The organism is Brevundimonas sanguinis (assembly GCF_029636725.1).
Classification (GTDB): domain Bacteria; phylum Pseudomonadota; class Alphaproteobacteria; order Caulobacterales; family Caulobacteraceae; genus Brevundimonas; species Brevundimonas sanguinis.
The window spans coordinates 2,967,015-2,992,266 of the sequence record NZ_CP116770.1; the positions used below are offsets into that span (position 1 = coordinate 2,967,015).

The 25,252-nt window shown below is 69.0% G+C and carries 21 protein-coding genes; 9 read left to right on the forward strand and 12 right to left on the reverse strand.

From position 1 onward, the window contains the following. Nucleotides 1-3: 3 nt before the first annotated feature. Both pdeM and PIB44_RS14705 read right to left on the reverse strand, forming a co-directional pair. On the reverse strand, nucleotides 4-735 hold the full coding sequence (gene pdeM, locus PIB44_RS14700) for a ligase-associated DNA damage response endonuclease PdeM (protein WP_278069942.1): 732 nt from the start codon (nucleotides 733-735) through the stop codon (nucleotides 4-6). After that, nucleotides 732-3,242 carry a ligase-associated DNA damage response DEXH box helicase gene (locus PIB44_RS14705; RefSeq protein WP_278069943.1) on the reverse strand — a complete coding sequence of 837 codons (2,511 nt, stop codon included), beginning with the start codon at nucleotides 3,240-3,242 and terminating at the stop codon, nucleotides 732-734. The genes pdeM and PIB44_RS14705 overlap by 4 nt, the downstream gene beginning before the upstream one ends. Before the next feature lie 58 nt (nucleotides 3,243-3,300). Between PIB44_RS14705 and PIB44_RS14710 the strand changes: the two genes are divergently transcribed. The 4 genes from PIB44_RS14710 (at nucleotide 3,301) to hisC (ending at nucleotide 9,157) form a co-directional block, all read left to right on the forward strand. Further along, nucleotides 3,301-6,171, forward strand: a complete 2,871-nt coding sequence (locus tag PIB44_RS14710) for an ATP-dependent DNA helicase (RefSeq protein WP_278069944.1) — start codon at nucleotides 3,301-3,303, stop codon at nucleotides 6,169-6,171. Between the two features lie 75 nt (nucleotides 6,172-6,246). Further along, on the forward strand, nucleotides 6,247-7,305 hold the full coding sequence (locus PIB44_RS14715; protein ID WP_278069945.1) for a DUF2125 domain-containing protein: 1,059 nt from the start codon (nucleotides 6,247-6,249) through the stop codon (nucleotides 7,303-7,305). A 13-nt stretch (nucleotides 7,306-7,318) separates the two neighbouring features. After that, a complete protein-coding gene (locus PIB44_RS14720; RefSeq protein ID WP_278069946.1) occupies nucleotides 7,319-8,011 on the forward strand; it encodes a hypothetical protein in 693 nt (230 codons plus the stop codon). A 30-nt stretch (nucleotides 8,012-8,041) separates the two neighbouring features. After that, on the forward strand, nucleotides 8,042-9,157 hold the full coding sequence (gene hisC, locus PIB44_RS14725) for a histidinol-phosphate transaminase (protein WP_278069947.1): 1,116 nt from the start codon (nucleotides 8,042-8,044) through the stop codon (nucleotides 9,155-9,157). A 4-nt stretch (nucleotides 9,158-9,161) separates the two neighbouring features. Here the strand turns inward: hisC and PIB44_RS14730 are convergent, their stop codons facing one another. The 5 genes from PIB44_RS14730 to PIB44_RS14750 are packed head-to-tail and all read right to left on the reverse strand — an operon-like array spanning nucleotide 9,162 to nucleotide 12,991. Next, entirely contained in the window at nucleotides 9,162-9,953 is a 792-nt protein-coding gene (locus PIB44_RS14730) for a MipA/OmpV family protein (RefSeq protein ID WP_029972385.1), read from the reverse strand. A gap of 51 nt (nucleotides 9,954-10,004) precedes the next feature. Continuing rightward, entirely contained in the window at nucleotides 10,005-10,718 is a 714-nt protein-coding gene (locus tag PIB44_RS14735; protein WP_253121909.1) for a lysophospholipid acyltransferase family protein, read from the reverse strand. Then, nucleotides 10,715-11,362, reverse strand: coding sequence for a YdcF family protein (locus PIB44_RS14740; RefSeq protein WP_025976645.1), 648 nt, complete (start codon nucleotides 11,360-11,362; stop codon nucleotides 10,715-10,717). Before PIB44_RS14740 ends, PIB44_RS14735 begins: the two co-directional genes overlap by 4 nt. Before the next feature lie 10 nt (nucleotides 11,363-11,372). Beyond that, nucleotides 11,373-12,254 (reverse strand): cell division protein FtsX, encoded by an 882-nt coding sequence (locus tag PIB44_RS14745; RefSeq protein ID WP_278069948.1) that lies wholly within the window; start codon nucleotides 12,252-12,254, stop codon nucleotides 11,373-11,375. Beyond that, complete coding sequence (locus PIB44_RS14750; RefSeq protein WP_025976647.1) at nucleotides 12,251-12,991, reverse strand: cell division ATP-binding protein FtsE; 741 nt, start codon at nucleotides 12,989-12,991, stop codon at nucleotides 12,251-12,253. Before PIB44_RS14750 ends, PIB44_RS14745 begins: the two co-directional genes overlap by 4 nt. A 69-nt stretch (nucleotides 12,992-13,060) precedes the next feature. On the opposite strand from PIB44_RS14750, the gene PIB44_RS14755 reads away from it, so the two are divergent. Together PIB44_RS14755 and PIB44_RS14760 are read left to right on the forward strand one after the other, a co-directional pair. After that, nucleotides 13,061-13,924 (forward strand): MJ0042-type zinc finger domain-containing protein, encoded by an 864-nt coding sequence (locus PIB44_RS14755; protein WP_253121923.1) that lies wholly within the window; start codon nucleotides 13,061-13,063, stop codon nucleotides 13,922-13,924. Beyond that, nucleotides 13,917-14,456 (forward strand): phosphoribosyltransferase, encoded by a 540-nt coding sequence (locus PIB44_RS14760; RefSeq protein WP_025976649.1) that lies wholly within the window; start codon nucleotides 13,917-13,919, stop codon nucleotides 14,454-14,456. Before PIB44_RS14755 ends, PIB44_RS14760 begins: the two co-directional genes overlap by 8 nt. On the opposite strand, the gene lysA is transcribed toward PIB44_RS14760, so the two are convergent. The 3 genes from lysA to argH are packed head-to-tail and all read right to left on the reverse strand — an operon-like array spanning nucleotide 14,453 to nucleotide 17,437. Further along, nucleotides 14,453-15,733: a diaminopimelate decarboxylase gene (gene lysA, locus PIB44_RS14765; RefSeq protein ID WP_278069949.1), complete on the reverse strand. Its 1,281-nt coding sequence runs from the start codon at nucleotides 15,731-15,733 to the stop codon at nucleotides 14,453-14,455. The genes PIB44_RS14760 and lysA overlap by 4 nt on opposite strands. A 37-nt stretch (nucleotides 15,734-15,770) precedes the next feature. After that, complete coding sequence (lptM, locus tag PIB44_RS14770; protein ID WP_235599170.1) at nucleotides 15,771-16,022, reverse strand: LPS translocon maturation chaperone LptM; 252 nt, start codon at nucleotides 16,020-16,022, stop codon at nucleotides 15,771-15,773. Continuing rightward, on the reverse strand, nucleotides 16,019-17,437 hold the full coding sequence (gene argH / locus PIB44_RS14775; RefSeq protein WP_278069950.1) for an argininosuccinate lyase: 1,419 nt from the start codon (nucleotides 17,435-17,437) through the stop codon (nucleotides 16,019-16,021). The genes lptM and argH overlap by 4 nt, the downstream gene beginning before the upstream one ends. On the opposite strand from argH, the gene PIB44_RS14780 reads away from it, so the two are divergent. The 3 genes from PIB44_RS14780 (at nucleotide 17,436) to PIB44_RS14790 (ending at nucleotide 19,977) form a co-directional block, all read left to right on the forward strand. Next, a complete protein-coding gene (locus tag PIB44_RS14780; RefSeq protein ID WP_278069951.1) occupies nucleotides 17,436-18,098 on the forward strand; it encodes a TlpA family protein disulfide reductase in 663 nt (220 codons plus the stop codon). The genes argH and PIB44_RS14780 overlap by 2 nt on opposite strands. Nucleotides 18,099-18,168: 70 nt before the next feature. After that, nucleotides 18,169-18,540, forward strand: coding sequence for a YciI family protein (locus tag PIB44_RS14785; RefSeq protein WP_278069952.1), 372 nt, complete (start codon nucleotides 18,169-18,171; stop codon nucleotides 18,538-18,540). Nucleotides 18,541-18,618: 78 nt separating this feature from the next. Then, nucleotides 18,619-19,977 (forward strand): hypothetical protein, encoded by a 1,359-nt coding sequence (locus PIB44_RS14790; RefSeq protein ID WP_278069953.1) that lies wholly within the window; start codon nucleotides 18,619-18,621, stop codon nucleotides 19,975-19,977. 65 nt (nucleotides 19,978-20,042) lie between these two features. Here PIB44_RS14790 and clpB read toward each other — a convergent pair whose 3' ends face one another. Then, on the reverse strand, nucleotides 20,043-22,631 hold the full coding sequence (gene clpB, locus PIB44_RS14795; protein WP_278069954.1) for an ATP-dependent chaperone ClpB: 2,589 nt from the start codon (nucleotides 22,629-22,631) through the stop codon (nucleotides 20,043-20,045). A gap of 174 nt (nucleotides 22,632-22,805) precedes the next feature. Beyond that, entirely contained in the window at nucleotides 22,806-25,076 is a 2,271-nt protein-coding gene (locus PIB44_RS14800) for a TonB-dependent receptor domain-containing protein (RefSeq protein ID WP_278069955.1), read from the reverse strand. Nucleotides 25,077-25,252 lie beyond the last annotated feature (176 nt).

Sequence of the window (25,252 nt, forward strand, 5' to 3'; positions counted from 1 at the left end):
GCCTCAGCTGAGGCGGTGGAAGGCGACGGCGTGGACCTTGTCCCGCCCCAGCAGAGCCGCCAAGGGAGCGGTCGCGAACAAGGACGCCACCGCCGCATCGCGCACGTCCAGCCCCCCGGTAAAGGCGCCGAAGGCGGGCATGATCAGCCGCCGCCCGTCCGTGACGAAACACGGACGCCGCACCCCCCGGCCGTAGGCGGCGACGCGCGCCGCCGGATGCAGATGGCCCCCGACCTCTCCGGGCGCCGGCTCGATCTGCGGCTCGTGGATCAGATACAGGCCGCCCAGCGCCATCGTCTCGACCACCCGGCCCGGCAGCTGGTCCAGGGCGCCGGCCAGGGCGTCCAGATCATGGTTCCCCTCCAGCCAGACCCAGTCGCGCCCGGACGCCAGCCTCTCCAGCCGCGCCAGCTGGGCGCCGTCCATGCGCGACACCGCCTTTGAGTCATGGAAGCTGTCGCCCAGCAGCACGACCGTGCGCGGGTCCAGCGCGTCGATCTCGGCCTCGAGCTTGGCCAGGGTCGCGGGGCTGTCATAGGGCGGCAGCATCTGGCCGCGCGCCGCAAAAGCCGACCCCTTCTCCAGGTGCAGGTCGGAGGCGATCAGGGCCTGACGCCCCGGCAACCACAGGGCGCCGGAACAGCGCAACACGCAGGCCTCGCCGTTGACCGTCAGCTTCAGCCCGCCGCAGGGATGGCGATAGGGCGACAGGGTTTCGCGCAACGCTGCGTTCACGCCGCCCCCTTCAGCGCTTCGGGCGCGTCTTCCATGACTTCGGCGATCAGGGCCTCGGCGCTTTCATCCAGGATCATCTCAGCGGCGTCGCCGCCGACCCGTTCACGACCGATCTGCACCAGCACCGGCACGCTGAAGGGCGAGGGCCGGTCCAGCGCCTTATGCACGATGCGGCCATGGATGCGGCTCAGCAACTGACCCAGCCGCGCCACGTCCAGCAGGCCCGTCGCCGCATCCGCGCGCGCCGTTCTCAGCAGCAGGTGGTCGGGCTGGTGCCGACGCAGCACGTCATAGATCAGGTCGGTCGAAAAGGTCACTTGCCGTCCGGTCTTCTCGGCTCCCGGCTGGCGCTGTTCGATCAGGCCCGAGATCAGGGCGCAGTTGCGGAAGGAGCGTTTCATCATGAAGCTCTCCTCCAGCCAGGCCTCCAGATCGTCGCCCAGCATGTCCGGCTCGAACAGGGCGTCCAGGTCGAGGTCGTCCATCGGCCGGATCGACCAGATCGCCAGCGAATAGTCGGTCACCACAAAGCCCAGCGGCCCGACGCCCATCCGGTCCAGTCGCCGGGTCAGCAGCATGGCCAGCGTCGTGTGCGCCAGCCGCCCCTCGAACGGATGGGCGACCAGGAAATGCCGAGCGCCCCTCGGAAACGTCTCGACCAGCAGGGTCTGGGCTTCAGGGATGGCGCTGCGCAGCTCTTGCAGCTCCAGCCACTCCTGCACGTCGGGCGGCAGGACGCGCCAGTGGTCGCGGTCCTGCACCATGCGCCGCACCCGCTCGGCCAGCGAGGTGCCCAGCGGGAATTTCGACCCTCCGTAAGAGGGAATTTTGGGGTCTTTATCCACGGCGGGCGCGACCAGGGCGTCGGTCCCGGCGATGTCTCGGAAGGCCCACACCTGACCGGCGAAGACGAAGGTGTCGCCCGTCGTCATCTGCTCGAAATACCACTCCTCGGCCTCGCCGATCTTGCGCCCCGCGACCAGATGCTTGCCCCCTGCCCTGCGACCGGCGACGCGAACGTTCAGATTGGCGGCCGAGACGATGGCGCCGACGTTCATCCGGTGGCGCTGAGCCATCTGGGCGTTGCGGACCTTCCACTTGCCGTCGCGGGTGCGCACGATACGGGCGAAACGGTCATAGGTCCGCAGCGCATAGCCGCCGGTGGCGACCAGATCGACCACCTCTTCGAAGGCCTCATAGGTCAGGCCGCGATAGGGGCCGGCCGTCGTCACCTCGGCGTATAAGTCTGACAGATCAAAGGCTTCGGAACACGCGCAGCCCATGACGTGCTGGGCCAGCGTATCGAGCGTGCCGGTATGCTCCGGCTCCCAGTCGAAGGCGTTCTCGGCCACGGCCTCGCGGGCAGCCTGACACTCCAGCATCTCGAAGCGGCTGGCCGGGACCATCAGGGCGCGCGAGGGCTCGTCCAGCCGGTGGTTGGCGCGGCCGATGCGCTGGACCAGGCGGCTGGCCCCCTTCGGCGCGGCCAACTGGATCACCAGATCGACGTCGCCCCAGTCGATGCCCAGATCCAGCGTCGAGGTGCAGACCACGGCCTTCAGGTCGCCGCGCGACATGGCCGCCTCGACCTTGCGCCTCTGCTCGGCGGCCAGCGAGCCGTGGTGCAGGGCGATGGGCAGGTCGTCCTCATTGATCGCCCACAGCGACTGGAACACGAACTCGGCCTGCCAGCGGGTGTTGACGAAGATCAGGCTGAGCCCTGAGCGCCGGATGGCGTCGTAGACCTCTGGGATGGCGTGAACGCCGGTGTGCCCGGCCCAGGGCACGCGGCCCTCGCTGACCAGCACGTCGACCACCGGCGGCGCCCCCGGGTCGCCGAGGACAATGCGAATTCCTTCTACCCTTGGGGGAGAAGGAGACAGCCAGTCGGCGATCTTTGCCGGATCATCCACCGTCGCGCTCAGCGCCACCCGCCGCATCCCCGGCGCGAACGCCTGCAACCGCGCCAGCCCCAGCGCCAGCAGGTCGCCGCGCTTGCCGCTCCAGATGGCGTGGACCTCGTCCAGCACCACGCATTTCAGGTCGGCGAAATAGTCCCTCGCCCCCTCCCAGGCGCAGAACAGGGCCAACTGCTCCGGCGTGGTCAAAAGGATGTCGGGCGGGAAGTCGCGCTGGCGCTGCTTCTTCGACTGTTTGGTGTCGCCGGTGCGGCTCTCGACGTGGATGTTCAGCCCGATCTCGCGGATGGGCGTCATCAGGTTGCGCTCGACGTCGGTGGTCAGCGCCTTCAGCGGCGACAGATAGAGGGTGTGGACGCCCGAGCCCGGCCCCGTTTCGGGTCGAGGCCCCCGGTCGGCCAGGTCGATCAGGCTGGGCAGGAAGCCCGCCAGCGTCTTGCCCCCGCCCGTCGGCGCCACCAGCAAGGCGTGCTGACCGGCCTGCGCGGCGGCGACCATCTCCAGCTGATGCCGGCGCGGCGACCAGCCCCGACCGGCGAACCAGTTGGCGAACAGAGGCGGAAGCGTTGCAGTGCGCGGCGTCGTCACGACAGGCCTATAACATGTTCCCGTTCCGTTTCATCACCTCTGGCGCTATTGAGCGAGAGTGACTGTTGAATCCGCCGACATCCGGACCGTTCCGTCCCTGACGTTCGACCTGCCCCCCGCGCTGGCCACGCCGCCCGGGGCCGGGGCCGTATGCGACGATCAGGGCGCGAGGAAGATCGGGCGAGGGGCCGCCGAAGGCCTGTTCACCGGCGGCGCCGTCATCGTCGCCCACGCCGGACTGACCGCGCGGCGGCTGGGCCTGGCGCCGCCGCTGCGCTCGGCCGAAATGCTGGATGCGCTGGAGCTGTTCGCCTTCGTGCGCCCGGCCCGGTTTTGCGCCCCGTCGGCCACCGGGCTGGCGCTGGCCCTGGGGCGCGAGGAGCCGAGGGGCGCCGAGGCGCAGGCCGCCGCCCTGCGCGCCGCCGCCGCCGACCTGCTGACCGAGCTGGCCGCGCCCGCCTATCCGGGGCGGGAGGAGGCCTACGCGCTGGCCCTGACGCTGGAACGGGCGGGCTGGGGCTGGGCGCCGCGCGTGCTTCGAGCCCTGCGCGCCGGGCCGTTGCGCGAGCGCCAGCAACGCGGCTCGGGCCTCGACGTCTGGGCGCGCTTGCAGGAGTGGGAGGACGAGGCGCCGCGCGGCGAGGCCGGGTCCGCCCCCGTCGACTCTGAGAGCGCCCGCATCCGTCTGGACAAGCTGCTTCAGGCCTCGGGTCTGGACGAGACGCGGCCCGCCCAGTCCGACTATGCGGCCGAGGCGGCCTACGCCTTCTCGCCCCGCAACGAGGAGGGACGCCCTCGGGTCCTTCTGGCCGAAGCGGGGACCGGCACGGGCAAGACCCTGGGCTATCTGGCGCCCGCCAGCCTGTGGGCCGAGCGCAACGCAGGGGCGGCGTGGATCTCGACCTACACCCGCGCCCTGCAACGCCAGATCGACCGCGAGAGCCGCGCCCTGTGGCCCGACGAGGCCGAGCGGCGGCGCAAGACCGTCGTGCGCAAGGGCCGCGAGAACTACCTGTGCCTGCTGAACCTCCAGGACATGGTGCAGGCGGCGCAGCTGGGGAACGGCGACCTGATCGGCATGGCCTTGGCCGCGCGCTGGGCCGCCCACACCCGCGACGGCGACATGACCGGGGGCGACTATCCCGGCTGGCTGCCGGGCCTCTATGCGACCGCGCCCCTGCATCAGGCGGGACCGGCCAATCTGGTCGACCGGCGCGGCGAATGCGTCCACGCCGCCTGCCCCCACTATCGCCTGTGCTTTGTCGAAAAGACCATCCGCGCCAGCCGCCGGGCGGATCTGGTGGTGGCCAATCATGCGTTGGTGATGACCCAGGCCGCCTTCGACGGCGCCCGCACCGCGCGCGGCCTGAAGCAGGACGGCGAGACGGCGGCGCTGAAGCGCATCGTCTTCGACGAGGGCCACCACCTGTTCGACGCCGCCGACAGCGCCTTCTCCGCCTGCCTGTCGGGGCAGGAGGCGGCCGAGCTGCGCCGCTGGATCCGCGGGCCGGAGGGACGCGGCCGTCGCGGGCGCGGGCTCGAGCAACGGCTGGGCGACCTGTGCGCCGACAACGAGGCCGCCCGCGCGGCCCTGACCGACGCCTTGCGCGCGGCGGCGCAACTGCCCGGCGAAGGCGTGGCCGGCCGCATCGCCCCGGCCTCGGGCGAGGTGAACCCCGTCGGCCCGATCGAGCGGTTTCTGGTCGCGGCGCTGGAGCAACTTCGCGCCCGCGCGGCCGAGACCGGCGGCGCCGAGTTCGGGCTGGAGTGCGCCTTGCGCCCTGTCACCGAGCCGGTGCTGGAAGCCGCGCGCGAAGCCGCGCGCGCCATCGCCGCCGTTGAAGCGCCGCTGCTGACCCTGTCGCGCCATCTGGAAGACATCCTCGACGAGGAGGCGGCCGAGCTGGACGGCGCCGCCCGCGCCCGCATCGAGGGGGCGCTGCGCGGCATGGACCGGCGCGCGCGCATGACCCTGCCCGGCTGGCGCTCCATGCTGGCGGCGCTGGAGGAGGGCGGCCCAGATGGCGACATGGGGCCCGATCCCGACTATGTCGACTGGCTGAGCGCGGAGGCCGCTTTCGGCCGCATCCACGACGTGGCCCTGCGCCGTCACTGGATCGACCCGACCGTGCCGCTGGAAGCCGCCGTGGTCATGCCCTCGCACGGGGTGCTGGTGACCAGCGCCACTCTGTCCGATCCGGCCGCCGAAGACCCCTTCGACCTGGCCCGCCTGCGCACCGGCGCGGCGCGTCTGATCGAACCGGCGCGAACGCTGAAGGTCGACAGCCCGTTCGACTATGCGACCAACAGCCGGGTCATCGTCGTCAATGATCTGGTCAAGGACGACCCGCGCCAGATCGCGGCGGCCATGCGCGAGCTGTTTCTGGCGGCGGGCGGCGGGGGCTTAGGGCTGTTCACCGCCATCCGTCGGTTGAAGGCGGTCTATGAGCGTCTGGGGCCGGAGCTGGCGCGGGCGGGCCTGCCGCTCTACGCCCAGCACGTCGATCCGCTGGAGGTCGGGGCGCTGGTGGATGTTTTCCGCGCCGAGCGGGACAGCTGCCTGCTGGGCACCGATGCGGTCAGGGACGGCGTGGACGTGCCGGGGCGCTCCTTGCGCGTCCTGGCCTTCGACCGCGTGCCCTGGCCGCGCCCGGACCTGCTGCACAAGGCGCGGCGCGAACGGTTCGGCACGGGCTCGGGCGGGCGTTCGTGGGACGACGCCCTGGCGCGCGGGCGGATCGCCCAGGCGTTCGGCCGCTTGATCCGCCGGGCCGACGACCGGGGCGTCTTCGTCATGCTGGACGCCGCCTGCCCGACCCGCCTGTTCGCCGCCCTGCCGCCGGGCACGGAGGTGCTGCGGCTGGGTCTGGCCGAGACGGTGGAGTTGACCAAGGCGTTCCTCGCTTCGTCATCATCCGATGGAGCCTAGCAGCGAACCGGCGCCGCCTTCGCCCTTATGGCGCCCCCGGTCCATGCGCTATAGGGGCGCGAATCCGGAGATTGCATGACCGACGCCGCCCCGCATCACAGCCGCAAGGGACTGATCATTCCCTTCGCCATCGTCGCCGTCCTCCTCGTTCTGTGGACCGGCTGGTGGTGCTTCCTGACGCAGCAGATCGAGCGCCGGATGGAGGCCAAGATCGCCGGACTGCAGCAGAGCGGCTGGACCATTGAGCACGCCGGACTCTCCACCACCGGGTGGCCCATGCACGCACGGGTGACGATCAAGCACCTGGACGTCGTCGCCCCGTCCGGTCATGCGATCGCTGCGCCCGAGATGATCGCCCAGGCCAACGCCTATAACCCCACGCGCTGGGTGCTGGCGGCGCCGGACGGCCTGACGGTCACGCGCGCGCAGAAGGGCAAGACGGCGATCCGCGCCGAGGGCATCCGCATGAGCGTGCACGGCCTGACGCAGCGCTGGCCCAATCTGGCGCTGGAGCTGGAGAAGCCGGTCTTCACCGCCCTGCCGGACGCCGAGCCCTTCCCGCTGAAACAGGCGCGTCTGGTGCAGTTCTACATGCGGCCGCATCTGGTCGGTTCGGACATGCCGACCGACGACGTGGATGTGCTGTTCCGTCTGGTCGACGGCGAGGGCCGCGCCAACGGTCCGGTCGAGGGCTTCACCCAGTCGGGAATGCTGAACGCCCAGATCGAGGCGGTGATCGAGAAGGCCTCGGCCCTGCGCAAAGGCGCGGACGCCAAGGGATTGCTGACCGCCTGGACGGCGGCGGGCGGGCGCTTCATTTACGTGAAGGGCCAGCTTCAGGCGGGCGAGAGCAAGGCCTTCTTCTCCAGCGACGCCCTGTCGGCCGACGCCAAGGGCCAGCTGGAAGGCGAGGTCTTCGTGCGCGCCGAGAAGCCGCTGGCGGCCATCGTCGGCCTGGCGGGCGCCCAGCAGGGCGGGGCGCTGGATCGCGCCGCCGCCGCAAAGGCCGCCGCGGCCACGCCTCAGGGCGGAACCGGCGACGACGGTCAGGGCGTGGAGCTGGCCATCCAGTTTCGCGGCGGCCGCACCTATCTGGGGCCGTTCGCCCTGGCGCCTGCGCCGCAGCTGTTCTGAGGCTGCCCCTGTCATGCTGATCGAGCCGCCCGCCGACGAGGAACGCCTGGCGCTGGAACGCGCCGTGGCCGAGGCCGCTCGCGCCCGGCTGGCGGCGGGGCCGCGCGGCTCAGTTGACGGCGACGCCATCGCCCTGCGCGCAATTCTGTCGGGGATGAGCTTGTCCGAAAAGGCGGCGGTGCGCGCCGTGTTGGGGCGGCTGGAGGCGGCGGACGGACGCCCCCTGATCGCCTGTGGGGCGCTGTCGCAAATGCTGGCCGCCGATCGCTGGGGCCTGGCGGCGCGGCCGATGTCCGAGGCGGATCAGGCGCTGCTCGCCGTGCGCGACGGGGCGGCGCGCAAGACGCGCGCCGTGATCGATCTGTCGGCGCGGCCGTGGTGGGGGCGGCTGCTGGCCCTGCCCATGCTGAAGGTCATCGCCGCCCTGCCCGATGACGCGGCTGGAGCTCCGCGCGCCCTGATGGTCGGAACCGAGGCGCCGGGGCCGACGGGCGACGACCGCACCTTCTGGGTCACCGACAGCGCCTGGCCGGACGCTCGCATCGTCGAGGCCCTCTCTCAGGCCGGTCTGGCGGCCGAATTTCTATCGGGCGGAGGCGGGTTGAAGCTGTTCGTCCTGACAGGCTATGTGCAGGCCGAAGACATCAGGCTGGACGGCGCGCCCGGCGGCCTGACCGGCGTCATCGGCGCCGCTCCCGTCTTTTGAACATGGCTGCCGGCAGGGGATGACGCGCGCATGACCGAAGCGAACCAGGCGCCGTCCGACGGCGCGCCACAACCTAAGCGCGGCCTGCTGGACATCGCCCCCTACGTCGGCGGCAAGAGCGCCATCGCGGGCGTGGCCAAACCGATCAAGCTGTCCTCCAACGAAAACGCGCTGGGCGCGGGCGAGAAGGCGCGCGAGGCCTTCGCCGCCGCCGCCTCTTCGATCCACCTCTATCCCGACGGCCGGGCCGACCGTCTGCGCGCCGTGGTGGCCGAGGCGCACGGGCTGGAGCCGGAGCGGCTGATCTTCGGCAATGGATCGGACGAAGTCTTCGCCCTGCTGAACCAGACCTATCTGGAGGCCGGGGACAACATCGTCACCAGCCAGTACGCCTTCGTCGCCTACCAGATTTCGGCCCGCGCCTGTCAGGCCCAGGTCAAACTGGCGGCCGAGCCGGAGCTACGCGCGGACGTCGACGCCATGCTGGCTCTGGTCGATGAGCGGACCAAGCTGGTCTATCTGTCGAACCCGGCCAATCCGACCGGCAGCTACGCCACGGGCGAGGAAATCCGCCGCCTGCACGCCGGCCTGCCGCCGCACGTCATCCTGGTGATCGACGAAGCCTACGCCGAGTTCGTGACCGAGCCGGACTGGGAGAGCGCCTTCGATCTGGCGCGCACGGCGCCCAACATCGTCGTCACCCGCACCTTCTCCAAGCTGCACGGGCTGGGCGGTCTGCGGCTGGGCTATGGCTATGCGCCGCTGGCGGTGGAGCAGGCCATCGACCGCATCCGTCTGCCGTTCAACGTCTCCCTGCCCGGCATCGAGGCGGCCATCGCCGCCCAGGGCGACGAAGCGCACCAGAGGGCCTCGCGCGATCTGGTGGCCGAGTGGCGGCCGCGCCTGACCCAGGCGATCAAGGGCTTCGGATTCGAGGTCTTTCCAGCTTCGGGCAACTTCATCCTGATCCGCTTCCCCGATGCGAAACGCCCGGCTTCGGCGGCGCAGGACTATCTGCAGGCCAAGGGGATCATCGTGCGCGGCGTAGGCAGCTATGGCCTGCCCGATTGCCTGCGAGTGACGATCGGGACCGAGGATCAGAACCGCGCCGTCCTGGACGCCCTCAGCGAGTTCGCGGCGGGCTGAAGCCTCAGCCGCCGCTGTTGAAGCGCACCACGCCGATGACCCCGGCGCGCCAGACGTAGTCGTCCTCGATCAACGGGCTGTCCTTGATGTCGCCCAGACGCTGTTCGTAGTTGACGAAGGCGCCGACGCCGTAACGGTCGCCGATCGGCACGGCCAGCATGGCTGCGGCGCCTGCGGCCGACAGTCCGCCCGACGGCGTGAAGGCGGCATAGTCGGTATTGGCGGCTTCCTGAGCGGTGACGCCGTAATAGCGCTGGACGCGCGCGTCGCTGCCGCCGCGCATATAGGCCATCGTCTGCAACAGGCCGACGGGCGTCACGCGCTGGTGGCTGACCGAGCCGTAGTACTCAAGACCGGCGTCGTCGCCGGTGGCGTCATGCTGGATGCGGCCTCCGACCACGACATTGCCCGGCAGACGTTTGAAGGCGTAAAGGGCCGCATCGGCGCCGTAGCCGGGCCGGTCCAGGCCCTCGATGTCGCCCGCCGCAAAGCGCGGACGCAACTGAACGCCCGCATGGAAATCGTCGCGCTTGACGGCGTTCCAGCCCAGTCCGTCCAGACCGTTGGCGTAGACGATGTCGCGATAGGAGGCCGAGCCCCAGGCGGTGAAGTTGAAATCCTCGGACTTGTCGCCCGAGACGCTGAAGCCCCGGACAAAGCCGCCGCCGATGTCGACCTTCCACGTCTGCGGCGCTTCCAGCGGCTGGAACGGCTGTGACTGCGCAGAGGCGACAGCCGGCAAGCCCCCCAGGATGGCGGTCAGCAGGGCGAGGCGAAAGGCGGAGCGTGAAATCATGAGCGGGTCCCAGGTCAACAGCTGATGATATAGGGGCCCGCCCTCCAAAGCCTAGGTTCTGGGCGGCAACAAGGCGGTCGAGGCGTCTTCGATCCGGCTTTCCAGCTGCTTCATGAACTCGACCCGCTTCAGACCCGCCGGGATCGGCGGCAGGAACTCGAACACCACCGTGCCCGGATAGCGTTTGAAGCCGTGCGCCGGCCAGTGAACGCCCGAGTTGGTGGCGACGGGCCAGCAGGGCGCGTCCACATCGCGATAGATGGCGGCGACGCCGGGCTTGTAGTCGGCCGGTTCGCCCGGCGTCGTGCGCGTGCCTTCGGGGAAGATCAGGATCTGACGGCCCTCGGCCAGGCGAGCGCGGGTCTGGCGCACCATGGCCTTCAGCGCCTTGGCGTGGGCGGCGCGGTCCACGGCGATCATCTTCGTCTTCCAGGCGAACCAGCCGAAGAAGGGCAGCGGCATCAGCTCCTTCTTCATGACGAAACAAGCGTCGTCGAGGAAGGCGAAGGGGGCGATGACGTCCAGCATCCCCTGGTGCTTGGCCGCGATCAGGGCCGGGCCGTTGGGACGATGCTCGAGGCCCCGCACCTCGACCTTGACCCCGGCGATCCAGCGCAGGCCGAACAGGACGAACCGCGCCCACATCTTGATCACCCCCATCGCCGCCCCGTGCGGCATCAGCAGGGCCGGCGACAGCAAGACCGCGAACAGCGGCATCGACAGATACAGCCACAGGGTGAAAAGCAGGGATCGAACGGTCGTCATGCGGCGGCCTTGCGGGGGTCTGAGGCGTCGGGTGCGGCGGGACCGGGGCGTTCCGGGTGACGCCCGGTCAGGCGATGCATCCCCTCGCGGCCCAGGACGGCCAGGTATTTCATGTACTCCAGCGTCATGCGCCGGGCGGTCTCGGTCGCGCGCCACCAGGACGGGGTGTCCAGCGACGGCGTCGAGATGGCGTGGGGGGTCAGCCGCACGCCGGGCGCCGCGCCGCGAATCTCCATCAGGCTGCGCGGCATGTGATAGTCCGAGGTGACGACGATCAGGTCGTCATAACCCTTGGCCCGCGCCCAAGAGGCGATCTCCTGGGCGTTGCCGACGGTGTTCTCGGCCTCAAAGCCCAGGTCGACGCAGCAGTTGAACAGCTTTTTGGACCCCGGCGTCAGGGCGCGCAGCTCCTGGCGACGCACCTCCCGATTGACGCCCGAGATCAGCAGCCGGTCGCCCTTGCCCTGCTCCAACAGGCGGATGGCGGCGTTGACGCGCTCGGCCGAGGGGCCGGTCAGGGAGACAATGGCGTCCGCCCGCGCCGGCTCCGGCGCAGGCGTCAGACCGCGAACCCGCTCGGCGAAGACGAACAGGCCCGTCAGCCACATCAGCGCCACCACGGCGATCAGCGTCAGGAACTTCATGCTTAACTAACTAGCGACGCCCGCCCAGCTTCGCCAGCGCCGTCAGGCGCGCAGCCAGCACCGCGACCGCCCCCGCCAGCAAGGGGCAGGCGATCAGCGCCAGCAGGTCGCCAAAGGCCAGCGGCAGGGCCGGGGTCAGTCCGCCTTCGCCCCCGATCAACCGCAGCGCCGCCAGCATCAGCGCCGCCAGGCCGGCCCCCGCGGCGCCCGCGGTCGCCGCAAGAATCCCGAAACGCCGCTGGAACAGTGTGGCGATGGCTCCGTCCGACGCGCCGTTCAGGCTCAGCGTCTCGATCACCGCCGCCTGGGCCGCCATGCCGGCGCGGGTGGCGTAGGCGATCGCCGCCGCCGTCGCCGCTGCAATCAGCAGGAAGGCCGCCCCCGCCAGGGCCGTGATCAGGCCCGCCGAGCGCTCGACCTCGCCGCGCCACAGGCTGTGATCGTCGACGCTGGCGTCCAGCCCGGCCTCGGCCAGAGCGCGGCTCAGGCTGGGCGCGCTGGCGGGCGCCTTGGGGTCCAGCCGGACAACGACCAGATAGGGCAGAGGCAGGTCGGGCAGCACCGCCTCCCCCACCCAGGGCCGCAACAGAGCCTCGGCCGCCTTGCGGTCCATCGCCTGCGCCTCGGCCACGCCCTTGACCCCGGCCAGGGTCTCGGCGGCGCGGGCGGCGGCGGCGGGGCCGGTCTCATCGACGCGCGGGCGCACCTGCACCGTCGCCTCCGCTCGCAGGTGACCCGCCCAGCCGTGCGCCGCCCGGTCGGCGGCCAGGGCCCCGACGGCTGCGATCGAGGCCAGGAAACACAGCACGGCGATGACCACCACCAGCCAGCGTTCGCCCCCGGCCTCGCGCGGCAGCAATTCTGGTTGGGAGCTGCGCAAGCGGCCGATCATGGCTGCGCCTCCGGTCCAACAGATGAAGCCGGCGCGATCTGCGTCAGCCGCCCGCCTTCCAGCCGCAGGACGGCCGCGCCGCTGCGCTCGGCCAGGGCCTCGTCGTGACTGGCGATCAGCACGGTGGCGCCCAGTTTGTTCAGCGACTGGAACAGCCGCATCAGCTTCTCGCCCATCGGCCGGTCGACGCTGCCGGTCGGTTCGTCCGCCAGGATCAGGCGCGGCCGCGCCACCACGGCGCGGGCGATGGCCAGACGCTGCTTCTCGCCGCCGGACAGGGTGGGCGGCAGGGCGTCCAGCCGCCCGCCCAGACCAACCCAGCGCAGCATCTCCTGCACGTCGGCGGCGTACTCGGCCGGGCGCTCGCCCGCCAGGCGCAGCGGCAGGGCCGCATTGTCGAAGGCCGACAGATGGTCCAGCAGGCGGAAATCCTGAAAGATCACCCCCATGCGGCGTCGCAGCGCAGGGACCTCGCGCCGGGGCAGGTGGGTCACGTCCTGGCCGAACAGGCTGATTCGTCCCGCCTGGGGCCGCGCCGCCAAAGTCAGCAGCCGCAGCAGCGAGGACTTGCCCGCCCCCGAAGGTCCGGTAAGGAAGTGGAAAGAGCCGTTTGGCAGACTAAGGTTAACGTCCCGCAGCACGGCGGGTCGGCCCCCATAGCCGAAGCCCACGCCTCTGAGGCGGACGGCGTCAGGCGCGGAATCAGGGTCGGCGGCGCGGCGGATCGGATCGGGCATAGGGTTTCGTATTGGACCGGGGCGTTGCGCCGCGACAGGAGGGGGCGATAAGCCTCACAGTCAGCTGACATGATACTGACCTGTCCCGCCTGCGCCACCAGCTATTTTGTTGCCGATGAAGCGATCGGCCCCAACGGCCGTCGTGTCCGCTGCAAGGCCTGCGGCCACGACTGGCGCGCCAGCCTGGAAGATGCGCCGCTGGAGCTGGAACCGGCGACGAAAGGCCTGAGCGCCGGCGAAGACGCTTCGCCCGAAACCCTGCCTGACAGTCTGGCCGAGACGCCCGCGCCCGAACTGCCGCGCGCCTTCCGCGCCAGGGCCGAGCGCAAGCGCCGCACACGGCAGGCGGCGGCGGCGGGCGCAGCCTGGGCGGCGGCGGCGGCGGTGGTGCTGGGGCTGCTCGCCGGCGGCGTGCTGTTCCGTGAGGAGATCGTCCGCAAATTCCCGGCTACAGCGGGCGCCTATGGCGCGCTGGGACTTGAGGTGAACATCGTCGGGCTGGAGTTCGAAGCCCAGCGGGCGCGGGTGGCGCCGCATGATCCCGGCCGGATCATCGTCTCCGGCGCCGTGCGCAACATCCGCGACACCGAGGTGTCGTCGCCCCCCATCCGCGTGATCCTGCAGGATGAGCGCGGCGTCGAGATCGCCAGTCGCGTGGTGCGCCCGGACTGGCCCCCTACCCTGCCCGGCCAGGCGCAGGGCTTCGCCACGGTCATCGGCGATCCTCAAGGCAAGGCCGTCGGCATAACGACGAAGTTCGTCCTTGAGCCCGTGCGCAAGACGCCCCCGCGCCCCGCCGACAAGACCGCCCGCCCTGAACCCGCCGCGCGCGAAGACGGGGGCCTGCGTCGTCTGGGCGCCCTCGACCTTGGCCCGGCGCCCTCGCCTCTCGACACCGACGTCGCAGAAGGGGTATCGGCGAGGCATGGCTGACACCCCATCGACGCTCGCTCCCGCTGTCCTCCTGTCCCAGGCCGAGATCGAGGCCGTCGTGGCCGATCTGGCGCGCCGCATCGCCCCCCATGTCGACGATGATACGGTGGCCGTCGTCCTGCTGACCGGCGGGCTGTGGTTCGCCGCCGACCTGACCCGCGCCCTGTCGCGCGAAGGCCGCAACGTCCGCTTCGACGCCCTGTGGCTGGCCTCCTACGGCGACGAGCAGACCAGCCGGGGCCGGATCGAGGTTCGCGCCCCCTATCAGCGCCCGCTGACCGGCAAGAAGGTGCTGATCTTGGATGATGTGTTCGACACCGGCCTGTCGCTGGCCGAGGCGGTCCGCATCACCAAGGAGGCGGGCGCCGCCGAGGTGCTGACCTGCGTCTTCGCCCGCAAGCCCTGGCCCAAGCCCCGCGCGCCCGAGCCCGACTTCGTCGGCTGGGAGGCGCCGAACCGCTTCCTGGTCGGTTATGGCCTGGACCACGCCGGCGGGATGCGCGGCCTGCCGGACATCTGCGCTCTGGACTAGTCCTTGAGCCAGTCCGCCATCGGTTCGCGGGCGAACATCGCTTCATAGGTCGGGCGCGGGCGGATGACCGCGCTGCGCTCGCCGTCGACCAGCACTTCGGCGGCCAGCGGACGGGTATTGTATTCGCCGCTCATCACCGCGCCATAGGCCCCGGCGCTCATGAAGACGACCAGATCGCCGGCCTTCAACGGCGGCAGGTCGCGGTCGCGCGCGAAGGTGTCGCCGGTCTCGCACACCGGCCCGACCACATCGTGAGGCAGAAGCTCGCCCTCGACCGGGCGGACAGGCTTCAGATCGTGGAAGGCGTCGTAGAGGGCCGGACGCATCAGATCGTTCATCGCCGCGTCCAGCACCAGGAAGCGGCGGCCGTCCGTGCGCTCATTGACCTGAATGACGCGGCTCAGCAGCACGCCCGCATTGGCGGCCATGAGGCGGCCGGGCTCGAAGGCGGCCTCGACGTTCAGCCCCTCCAGCACGCGCGCGGCCATAGCGACGTAGTCGGCCGGGGACGGCGTCGCCGCATCGCCGTAATAGGGCACGCCCAGGCCGCCGCCGAGATCGAGGCGGGTGACGCTGCGCCCCTGGGCTCGCAGGGCGTCGGTCATGTCCCGCAGCACGCGGAAGGCGGCTTCCAGCGGAGCCAGGTCGGTGATCTGGCTGCCGATATGGCAGGCCAGACCCACGGGCGTGACGTGAGGCGAGCTTGATGCGCGGGCGTACAGCGCCATCGCCTCCTCGACCGGCACGCCGAACTTGTCGCCCGCGCCGCCGGTGGTGATTTTGGCGTGGCCGCCCGCGCCGATCTTGGGATTGACGCGGATGGCGATGGCGGGGGCGGCTTTCCTGGTCGCGGCGACCGCGATCAATCGGTCCAACTCGGTCGAGGACTCCACGTTGATCTGACGCACGCCCTGTTCGATGGCGAAGGCCAGTTCGGCGTCGGTCTTGCCCACGCCGGAGAAGATGATCCGCTCGCCCGGAATGCCAGCGGCCAGCGCCCGGCGAATCTCGCCCTCGGACACGGTGTCGGCGCCGCAGCCCAGCTTGGCCAGCGTCGCCAGCACCGACAGGTTGGAGTTGGCCTTGACCGCGAAGGCGATCAGGGCGTCGCCCAGCGCGCCCCTGTGCGCGTCGCACGCCTCGCGCAGCAGGCCGTAATGACGGCGCAGGGTGGCCGAGGAGTAGACGTAGGTCGGCGTGCCGACGCTGTCCGCCAGCGCCTCCAGAGAAACGCCCTCGGCATGCAGGACGCCGTCCTTCAGATCAAAATAGTGCACCGGCGGGGAGTCCAGTCAGAGAGAGGAGCGCGAAGGCTCAATTCATCGGCGGCGGCTTGCCGAACGGGTTGCTCGTGCCGTTGTCGATGGGCATCTGGCGCGGCGGCAGGTTCTGCATCGCCTCTTCCGGCAAGCCCGGGGCCGAGCGGTCGCGGATAGCGCGCTCGGTCTGCTTCTTCGGCATGGCGCCCTGCGGCGGCTCGAGGTCGGCCATTCGCCCGCAGCCGGCCAGCAGAAGGGCGGCGGCGCCCGCGAGGATCAGGGTCTTCTTCACAGACGTCTTCGTCACAGGCGGCTTCTCCAGTCGGCGATGCGCGCGCGGACCTGTTCCGGCGCCGTGCCGCCGAAGCTCTGGCGGCTGGCGCAGGAGGCTTCGGGCGTCAGCACTTCATACACCCCTTCGGTGATCCGGCCATCCAGCGCCTGCAATTCGCTCAGCGGCAATTCGCCCAGCCCCAGGCCCAGCGCCTCAGCCCGTTTCACGGCGGCGCCGGTGACGTGGTGCGCCTGACGGAAAGGCAGGTTCAGCTCGCGCACCAGCCAGTCGGCCAGGTCGGTGGCGGTCGAGAAGCCCGCGCCGGCGGCGGCGGCCATCTTCTCGGTGTTGGGGCGGATCACGGCGACCATGGCGGTCATGGCCGTCAGCGCCAGATCCAGCGCGTCAAAGGCCTCGAACACCGGCGGCTTGTCCTCTTGCATGTCCTTGGAATAGGCCAGCGGCAGGCCCTTCATCACCGTGGTCAGGGCGATCAGGGCGCCGTTGATGCGGCCCGTCTTGGCCCGCACCAGTTCGGCGGCGTCCGGGTTGCGCTTCTGCGGCATGATGGACGAGCCGGTGGTCAGGTCGTCGGGCAGCGCAGCGAAGCCGAACATCGGCGTCATCCAGACCACGATCTCTTCGGCCAGACGCGACAGGTGGCCCGCCGCGATGGAGGCGGCGGCCAGGCTTTCCAGCGCGAAGTCGCGATCCGAGACGGCGTCCAGCGAGTTCGCCATCGGCCGGTCGAAGCCCAGCGCCTGCGCCGTCATGTGGCGGTCGATGGGGAAGGGCGATCCGGCCAGAGCGGCGGCGCCCAGCGGGTTCTCGTTCATGCGGGCGCGGGCGTCGGCGAAGCGCCCGGCGTCGCGGCCGAACATCTCGACATAGGCCATCAGGTGATGGCCGAACGTCACCGGCTGGGCCGTCTGCAGATGGGTGAAGCCCGGCATCAGGTCGCCCGCATGCTGCTCCGCCCGGTCCAGCAGGGTCCGCTGCAGATCCTGAAGCTGCGCCACGGTGCGGTCGCAGGCGTCGCGCACCCACAGGCGGAAGTCCGTCGCCACCTGATCATTGCGGCTGCGCGCGGTGTGCAGACGCCCCGACGGCTCGCCGATCAGCTCAGACAGGCGGGCCTCGACGTTCATGTGAATGTCTTCATAGGCGTCGCGGAAGGGGAAGCTCCCGTCCCGGATCTCGCCCTCGATCACGTCCAGCCCGCCGAGGATGGCCTGGGCGTCCGCAGCCGCGATGATCCCCTGTTTCTCCAGCATGCGACAATGGGCCCGCGAACCGGCCAGGTCCTGCGCCCACAGGCGTTTATCGACGCCGATGGAGACGTTGATCGCCTGCATGATGTCCGCAGGCTTGGCGCTGAAGCGTCCGCCCCATAGAGACTGGCCCTGAGCGGGGGTATCTGGCTGTGGTTTGGAAGGCGTATCGGACATGAGCGGCTCTGGACGGACTTGGGCGGGCGTGGCGACGTTCGCGGTGATCGGCGTGATCGGCGTGGGCGCGGCGCTGCTATACGTCAATCAGAAGGGCGGAGGCAAAGAGTCCGCGCCGCCCGCGGCCCAGGCCGCGGCCCAGGCCGCAGCACAGGCCGCAGCCCAGCCGCTTGAGCCGCAACTGGCGGCCTTCGCCAAGGGATCGCTGGCGGCCCTGCAGGCGCCCGCCTCCCCGACCGCGCCCGACTATGTGTTCAAGGCCGCCGACGGCGCCGACGTCCGTCTGGCCGACTTCGCGGGCAAGGTGACGGTGGTGAACCTGTGGGCCACCTGGTGCGCCCCGTGCAAGATCGAGATGCCGACGCTGGCGGCCCTAGCCGACCACTATAAGGCGCGCAACGACTTCGCCGTGGTCGCCGTCAGCATGGACCTGGACAAGACAGCCGACGAGGCGCGGGCCTTCATCGCCGAAAACGCGCCGCTGGACTTCTACATCGACCCGAAATTCCAGCTGGCGTTTGAGTTCCCCGGCAAGGGCGCCATGCCCCAGACCATCGTCATGGACCGCCAGGGCCGCGTCCGCGCCGTTCTGACCGGCGAGGCCGACTGGGCCGGCCCCGAGGCGCGCGCCCTGATCGACCACCTGCTGGCCGAGGGCTGAGGCCAGCCTCCGGCCCCGCTTGTCGAAGACGGCCCGAAGGGGTGATGCTCGGGCCGCACAGGAGGCTGCGATGAGCGTCGAGACCCACTATCTGGCCGTCTTCACCAGCGACAAGACCGGCCCCAAATGGCGGGCCTGGCGCGCCATGAGCGAGGCCGAGCAGGCCGAGACGGCCCGCCGCGGCGTGGCCGCCGTCGCCGCCTGGGAAGAGGCGCACCGCGACTCCATCGTCTTTCAGGGCGGCCCGCTGGGCCCGACCAAACGCATCGACGACGACGGCGCCGTGACGGACATGGTCAACCTGCTGACCGTCTTCATGGTCGTGCGCGCCGACAGCCACGAGGCCGCCGCCCGCCTGTTCGAAGGCCACCCGCACATGAGCATCTTCGTCTGCGACGAGGTGGAGGTGATGCCGGTGCTGGGAGCAGACGAACGCAACTGAATAGCGCGAGACTTGCTCCCGGACCGAACTTGCGCGAGCGTCAATACGCCTGGGGAGGGGCGCAAGATGAGCTACGTCTTGAAACACATCGACGACCTGGTTGTTAACCGGGCCAATGACCGCCACGGGCCGCTCCCCACCGAAGATGCTGCGCTTAAATGGCTGCTTGAAAATAAGGGCGACCATATGCGGCGCCTAGCGGCAGATATCGCGTCCGCCAAGAGAATCTATGAACCCCCACTGATCCGCGAAGAACCGGAGGGGTGGGTGATTTATGACGGTAACCGTCGCATTTCTTCTCTCAAGTTACTAAACAATCCGGGCAGAGCGACAACGCCGGAATGGACGAAATTCTACAGCGAGTTGGCAGCAGCCAACCCTGAAATTCCCGATAAGGTTGAGTGCCGACTTGAGACAGATGGCGAAGTTATCGACGAGTTGCTCTACAGGCGGCACACCGGCTCACAGAATGGGATTGGGCAGAGCCAATGGGACCCCACGGCAAAGCATAACTTCATCGAAAGAACTGGTCGAGGTCGATCAATAAACATCGCGCGGGAGCTTCATAACGCTCTCGAAAAGCAAGGCTACCCTCGCCCCGTATGGCAGGTGCCGATCTCGAACGTGAACAGGCTCCTTTCGGGAGAGGCCCAACGCAACCGTGTCGGCCTCAGATTAAAGAAAGACGAACTGTTCTTTACCCATGAACCAGCGTCGGTTCTGAAGGCCATTACCCGCATCTACGAGGACATGAGCACTGGTGATCGAGTGCTCGCCGACGTCTGGGACGCTGAAGCTAAGGGAAAGTATCTCAACGAGTTGGAACTGGAGAGCATCCTTCCAAGCCTAAAGTTTGCGCTTCGAACCCCCATTCCTTTGTCTGAGTGGCTAGAGGGCGAGGGCGACGAGGACGAACAAACCGACTCATCAGGCGACGATGGAGATGGTGATGCAACAGACCACGAACCCGCGGACCCTGAACCTAAGCCGAAACCGGCAAAGCGGCAGAACTTAATCCCTCACGACGTGAATTTCGGAATTGCCAAAAAGCCGGAACTAACGAGGGTAAGAGCGATTTGGGACGAACTTCAGTTTCGCCTACACTTAGACAAGCAACCAAACGCAATTTCAGTTCTGTTCCGTGTTCTTATAGAATTTAGCGCCACCTATTATTTGAACGCCGTCGGAGACACCAAGCACTCCAATTCCTCCTGGTCTGAGAAAATGCGTGCTGCGATTACCGATCAACGAGCTCAAGGCCTGATCGACCATGAGTATGAGGAAATTCTCAGAAAATTTCAACGAAACGAGGAGGTTTTATCAGCCTCCTCGATGAATAAGTATATTCATAGCGCCGACTTATCACCGTCGAGACAGCATCTTTGTAGTGTATGGGATACGCTTCAGCGCTTCTTGGTGAACTGCGTTAAGGCGTGACTGCACTCTAGCGCAACAAGCCCGCCCAGCCCTGGGCCGCTTTCGCGCCCCAGGGCCGCGAAGCCTCAATGCACCCGCGCCTTCCCGATCTCCAGCCCGTCGGCGCCCGCTGACACGCCCACCACGCTGCCGTCCTCGATCTCGCCGGCCAGCAGCTTCTTGGCCATCGGGTCGACCAACTCCTTCTGGATGACGCGCTTCAAGGGCCGAGCGCCATACACCGGGTCGTAGCCCTTGTCGGCGAGCCAGGTCAGGGCGCTGTCGTCCAGGGCCAGCGTCAGGCGGCGGTCGGCCATCAGCTTCTCCAGACGCGCCAGCTGGATGCGGACGATGCCGCCCATCTGCTCGCGGCCCAGGCGGTGGAACAGGATGATCTCGTCGATGCGGTTCAGGAACTCGGGCCGGAAGTGGGCGCGGACCTGCTCCATGACCAGGGGGCGAACGACCTCGACATCCTCGCCCTCGGGCTGGTCGGCCAGAAACTGGCTGCCCAGGTTGGAGGTCATGATGATCAGGGTGTTCTTGAAGTCGATGGTGCGGCCCTGACCGTCGGTCAGGCGGCCGTCGTCCAGCACCTGAAGAAGCACGTTGAAAACGTCGGGGTGGGCCTTTTCGACCTCATCGAACAGGACGACCTGATAGGGGCGGCGACGCACCGCCTCGGTCAGGGCGCCGCCCTCGTCATAGCCGACATAGCCCGGAGGGGCGCCGATCAGGCGGCTGACCGAGTGCTTCTCCATGTATTCGCTCATGTCGATGCGGGTGATGGCGTTGTCGTCGTCGAACAGATAGCCGGCCAGGGCCTTGGTCAGCTCGGTCTTGCCCACGCCCGTGGGGCCCAGGAAGAGGAAGCTGCCCAGCGGCTTGTTGGGGTCGTTCAGCCCGGCGCGGGCGCGGCGCACGGCGTCGGACACGGCTTCCAGCGCCTCGTCCTGACCGACCACGCGGCGGCCGAGTTCGTCCTCCATCTTGAGCAGCTTCTCGCGCTCGCCTTCCAGCATCTTGTCGACGGGGACGCCGGTCCAGCGGCTGACGACGGCGGCGATCTGCTCGGCGTCGACGACCTCGGGGGTCAGGGGGCCTTCCGCCGGCTTCTCGGCGGCTTCGGCCTCGGCCAGCTGGCGTTCCAGTTGCGGGATCTGGCCGTAGGCGATCTCTGAGGCGCGACCCAGGTCGCCGGCGCGCTGGGCGGCGGCCAGTTCGGCGCGCAGGCGGTCCAGGGTCTCGCGCAGCTGGGCGCCCTGCCCGACCTTGGCCTTTTCCGACTTCCAGCGGGCGGTCATGTCGTCGGACTGGCCTTCGAGATCGGCGATCTCGTCCTCCAGCTTCTCCAGACGCTGCTTCGAGGCGCTGTCGCTCTCCTTCTTCAGAGCCTCGCGCTCGATCTTCAGCTGCACCAGGCGGCGGTCGATTTCATCCAGAGCCTCGGGCTTGGAATCCACGGCCATGCGCACGCGGCTGGCGGCCTCGTCGATCAGGTCGATGGCCTTGTCCGGCAGAAAGCGGTCGGTGATGTAGCGGTTCGACAAGGTGGCGGCGGCGACGATGGCGCTGTCCGAGATGCGCACCCCGTGGTGGACCTCGTACTTCTCCTTCAGGCCGCGCAGGATCGACACCGTGTCCTCGACGGTCGGCTCGGCGACGAAGACCGGCTGGAAGCGACGAGCCAGGGCCGCGTCCTTCTCGACGTGCTTGCGGTATTCATCCAGCGTGGTGGCGCCGACGCAGTGCAGTTCGCCGCGCGCCAGGGCGGGCTTGAGCAGGTTGGAGGCGTCCATGGCCCCGTCGCCCTTGCCGGCCCCGACCAGGGTGTGCATTTCGTCGATGAACAGGACGATGCCGCCTTCGGCCGCCGCCACCTCGTTGAGCACAGCCTTCAGCCGCTCCTCGAACTCGCCGCGATACTTGGCCCCGGCGATCAGGGCGCCCATGTCCAGCGCCAGCACCTTCTTGTCCTTCAGGCTTTCGGGCACGTCGCCGTTGACGATCCTCAAGGCGAGTCCTTCGACGATGGCGGTCTTGCCGACGCCGGGTTCGCCGATCAGGACGGGGTTGTTCTTGGTGCGGCGGGCCAGCACCTGAATGGTGCGGCGGATTTCCTCGTCGCGGCCGATGACCGGGTCGACCTTGCCGTCGCGCGCGGCCTCGGTCAGGTCGCGGGCGTAGCGTTTCAGGGCGTCGAAGCTGTCCTCGGCGCCGGCGCTGTCGGCGGTCTTGCCCTTGCGGATTTCGGTCACGGCCTCGTCCAGCTTCTTGGCCGTGACGCCGGCGGATTTCAGCGCCTCGGCGGCGGCCCCGCCTTCCTTGGCGATGGCGGCCAGCAGGCGTTCGGTGGTGACGAAGGCGTCGCCGGCCTTCTTGGCCGCCTCCTCGGCGGCGCTGAAGACCCGCGCCAGGTCGCCGTCGAGGTAAAGCTGGCCCGAGCCGCCTTCGACTTGGGGCCGCCTCTTCAGCAGGCCCTCGGTGACGAGTTCGACGGCGGAGGGATCGCCGCCCGCCTGATCGATCAGCTTGCGGGCCAGACCGTCGCGCTCCTCAAGCAGCACCTTGAGCAGATGCTCGGGCGCGAACTGCTGGTGGCGGCGGGCCAGGGCCAGCGACTGGGCGGACTGGACAGCCTGTTTGGCGCGGTCGGAATAGAGGTCGAGATTCATGGCGTTCGGTTTCCCCTCAGGAGGCGGAGTTGAACTCAATGCGCCCTTATCTGAAGCGACGCCTTGAGCTGTCGCAAAGGAGGTGGGTGTGGCCGATCAGACACGCAAGGGCCCAAGCGAGAACGCCCGCCGCCACGGGGGCGACGGGCGTCAGGCGCAGTCCGGCGACAGGCCTTAGCCGCCGGTCGGGCCGGTCGAGAAGTCGAACTGCTCGGGCTGGCGGCGCGGCCCGCCGAAGGACCAGCTCAGGCCTAGGTAGAAGGCGCGCAGGTTCAGGTCCTGGTCGAGGCGCTCGCGGAACTGGGGCGTGTCATAGGTGGTGGCGCCGCCGAAGGAGTTTAGCAGGTCGCGGGCCGTGAACTGCAGCGACAGGGTGTCGTTCAGCTTGCGGCGGTAGCCGAAGTTCAGCATGCCGCCGCTCTCGCGCTGGCCTTGCGCCAGCAGCTGATCGCCCTGCCAGAAGCCCATCAGCTGAACGAAGTCCTTGGGCGTCGCCTGCCAGTTCAGGCTGAGGCGACCGGTCACCATCTCGCCCTCGCGGTCGCGGCCGCCGGGGATGCCGGCCGCGTCGATCTCCTGACGGAAGGCGTTGACGCTGGCGTTGTAGCGCAAGGTGGGGTGCAGGCGGCCGCTGGCAGTCAGCTCGATCCCCAGATCGCGGCGGGCGCCCAGGTTCTCGGGCCGGGTCAGCAGGACGCCGCCGCCCACGTCGGTCGCCACCTCGGTAAAGGCCTTGGTCGTGTCGCGGAAATAAGCCGTGGCCTGATAGAAGCTCTGACCCCGCCGCATCTGCCACATGGCCTCGAAGCTGTCGGTCTCCTGCGGCTCCAGGTCCGGGTTGCCCGAGCGCAGGTTCAGCGGGTCGCCATAGATGATGAAGGGATTCAGCTGCGACGGCTGGGGCCGCTGGATGCGCCGCGAATAGCTGCCGCGCAGGGTCTGGCTCTCGGTCAGCTGATACTGCAGGTGGAAGGTCGGATAGGCGCGGAAATAGTCCTGAGACGCGCGCACGGCGTTGGTCACGTCCTCAACCTCGATGTCGGCCTGTTCCAGCCGCAAGCCGAACTGGCCGGACAGCTTCTCGCCGAAGGGACGCTCATAGGTGGCGTAAAGCGCGTGGACCGTCTGCTCCGCCTCGAAGCGGTTGCTCTGTGAGGGAACAAGGGCGAGGGCGTTCTCGGCGGGTCCCCGCCGAACCTCATTATCCTGATCCGGCCTGGTGAGGTTCAGCTCATAGCCCGCGCGCAGCTTGGCGCCCTCGCCCATCGGCCGGGTGTAGGCGCTGGTGAAGCCGATCGTCTCCTGGGCGTTCAGGCCGCGCTGGGCCTCATACACCGTCGGCTGTATCGGGAGGCGGAAGACGTTGGCTGCCAGGGAGTCGTTCTCCTGATCGTTGCGATCATAGCGCAGCTCGTTCGACCATTCGTGCCCGGACGTATCGAACTGATGCAGAACCCGTCCGGTGACGCCCCAGCCCTTCATGGCGAAGCCGCCCGAGCCGTCGCGGCTATAGGCGCGCGTCAGGGCGCCCGAGGCGTCGCGCGTCTCAAACAGGCCGCGCACATCGCTGTCGATGTCGAAGCGATTGGCGCGCGCCTCGCCGGTCAGCATGGTTTTTTCCGTCAGCCGGTATTCGGCGGCGACGCGGCCGAAGACGCCGTCCTGGGTCGATTCAATATTTTGGGCGGTGGTCGTCGTGCTGACCACCGCGCCGGACGGGTTAAGCTGTTCGCGCAGGCGGTCGAAGGACAGGCTCTGCTCGTCGTGACGATAGCTGAGATCGCCAGTCAGGGTCAGCTTGCCCTGCTGGCGCGAGCCGCTGGCCCCGACGTTCCAGCGTCCATGATCGCCCACATTGGCGCGCAGCGATCCGGTCGTGACAGCGGCGCCCGGCGTCCCAGCGGCGGCGGCGGCGGCGGCCGCCGCCGGAACCGGCTTGGTGATCAGATTGATGACCCCGCCCGAGCCCTCTGGGCTGTAGGCGGCGGACGGATTGGTCATCACCTCGATGCGGGCGTAGCGATCGGCCGGCAGTTGCAGCACCGCATCGGCGCGGTTCGGTCCCGACAGGATGGCCGAGGGGCGGCCGTCCACCAACAGCGTGACATTGCTATCGCCGCGCAGGGAGACGTTGCCCTGAGGATCGACATCGACCGAGGGCACATTGCGCAGGGCCTCGGCCAGCGTCCCGGTCGCCGCCTGAAGATCGTCGGCCAGGCTGTAACTGATGGAGTCGATCGAAGTCCGCACGTCATTGGCGCGGGCGCTGACGACGACGTCGCCCACGGCGGCGGGCTGATCGTCCTTGTCCGCCTTCTGCGGCGCAGTCTGAACGGGACGGCTCTGGGACGGCTGCGTTCCAGGCGACGGCGTCTGCGCCAGAACCCCGGCAGCGGGCAAGGCCAGAACCACCCCCAGAAGGGGCGCGAACTTGTATTTTGTCATGATGGGCGTCCTCGCGCGGACGTCCCTCAACGTCCTGTTTCGCCGATATCAGCGTCCCGAGGCATAACCGAGTTACATCTTTTTCATCCCCGAGGCGGGTCTGTGGCCAAGCCTGCTTTCATTACAGCTCCGTAAGGTGCGCGGCGGCGCTTCGTCCTGTTAGGTTTTCAGCGCCC

What these genes read in the sequence shown, in the direction of transcription:
- PIB44_RS14715 (WP_278069945.1), top strand. Translation starts at nt 6,247, where the DNA reads ATGACCGACGCCGCCCCGCATCACAGCCGCAAGGGACTGATCATTCCC.
- PIB44_RS14720 (WP_278069946.1), top strand. Translation starts at nt 7,319, where the DNA reads ATGCTGATCGAGCCGCCCGCCGACGAGGAACGCCTGGCGCTGGAACGC.
- hisC (WP_278069947.1), top strand. Translation starts at nt 8,042, where the DNA reads ATGACCGAAGCGAACCAGGCGCCGTCCGACGGCGCGCCACAACCTAAG.
- PIB44_RS14730 (WP_029972385.1), bottom strand. Translation starts at nt 9,953, where the DNA reads ATGATTTCACGCTCCGCCTTTCGCCTCGCCCTGCTGACCGCCATCCTG.
- PIB44_RS14735 (WP_253121909.1), bottom strand. Translation starts at nt 10,718, where the DNA reads ATGACGACCGTTCGATCCCTGCTTTTCACCCTGTGGCTGTATCTGTCG.
- PIB44_RS14740 (WP_025976645.1), bottom strand. Translation starts at nt 11,362, where the DNA reads ATGAAGTTCCTGACGCTGATCGCCGTGGTGGCGCTGATGTGGCTGACG.
- PIB44_RS14745 (WP_278069948.1), bottom strand. Translation starts at nt 12,254, where the DNA reads ATGATCGGCCGCTTGCGCAGCTCCCAACCAGAATTGCTGCCGCGCGAG.
- PIB44_RS14750 (WP_025976647.1), bottom strand. Translation starts at nt 12,991, where the DNA reads ATGCCCGATCCGATCCGCCGCGCCGCCGACCCTGATTCCGCGCCTGAC.
- PIB44_RS14755 (WP_253121923.1), top strand. Translation starts at nt 13,061, where the DNA reads ATGATACTGACCTGTCCCGCCTGCGCCACCAGCTATTTTGTTGCCGAT.
- PIB44_RS14760 (WP_025976649.1), top strand. Translation starts at nt 13,917, where the DNA reads ATGGCTGACACCCCATCGACGCTCGCTCCCGCTGTCCTCCTGTCCCAG.
- PIB44_RS14780 (WP_278069951.1), top strand. Translation starts at nt 17,436, where the DNA reads ATGAGCGGCTCTGGACGGACTTGGGCGGGCGTGGCGACGTTCGCGGTG.
- argH (WP_278069950.1), bottom strand. Translation starts at nt 17,437, where the DNA reads ATGTCCGATACGCCTTCCAAACCACAGCCAGATACCCCCGCTCAGGGC.
- PIB44_RS14785 (WP_278069952.1), top strand. Translation starts at nt 18,169, where the DNA reads ATGAGCGTCGAGACCCACTATCTGGCCGTCTTCACCAGCGACAAGACC.
- clpB (WP_278069954.1), bottom strand. Translation starts at nt 22,631, where the DNA reads ATGAATCTCGACCTCTATTCCGACCGCGCCAAACAGGCTGTCCAGTCC.
- PIB44_RS14800 (WP_278069955.1), bottom strand. Translation starts at nt 25,076, where the DNA reads ATGACAAAATACAAGTTCGCGCCCCTTCTGGGGGTGGTTCTGGCCTTG.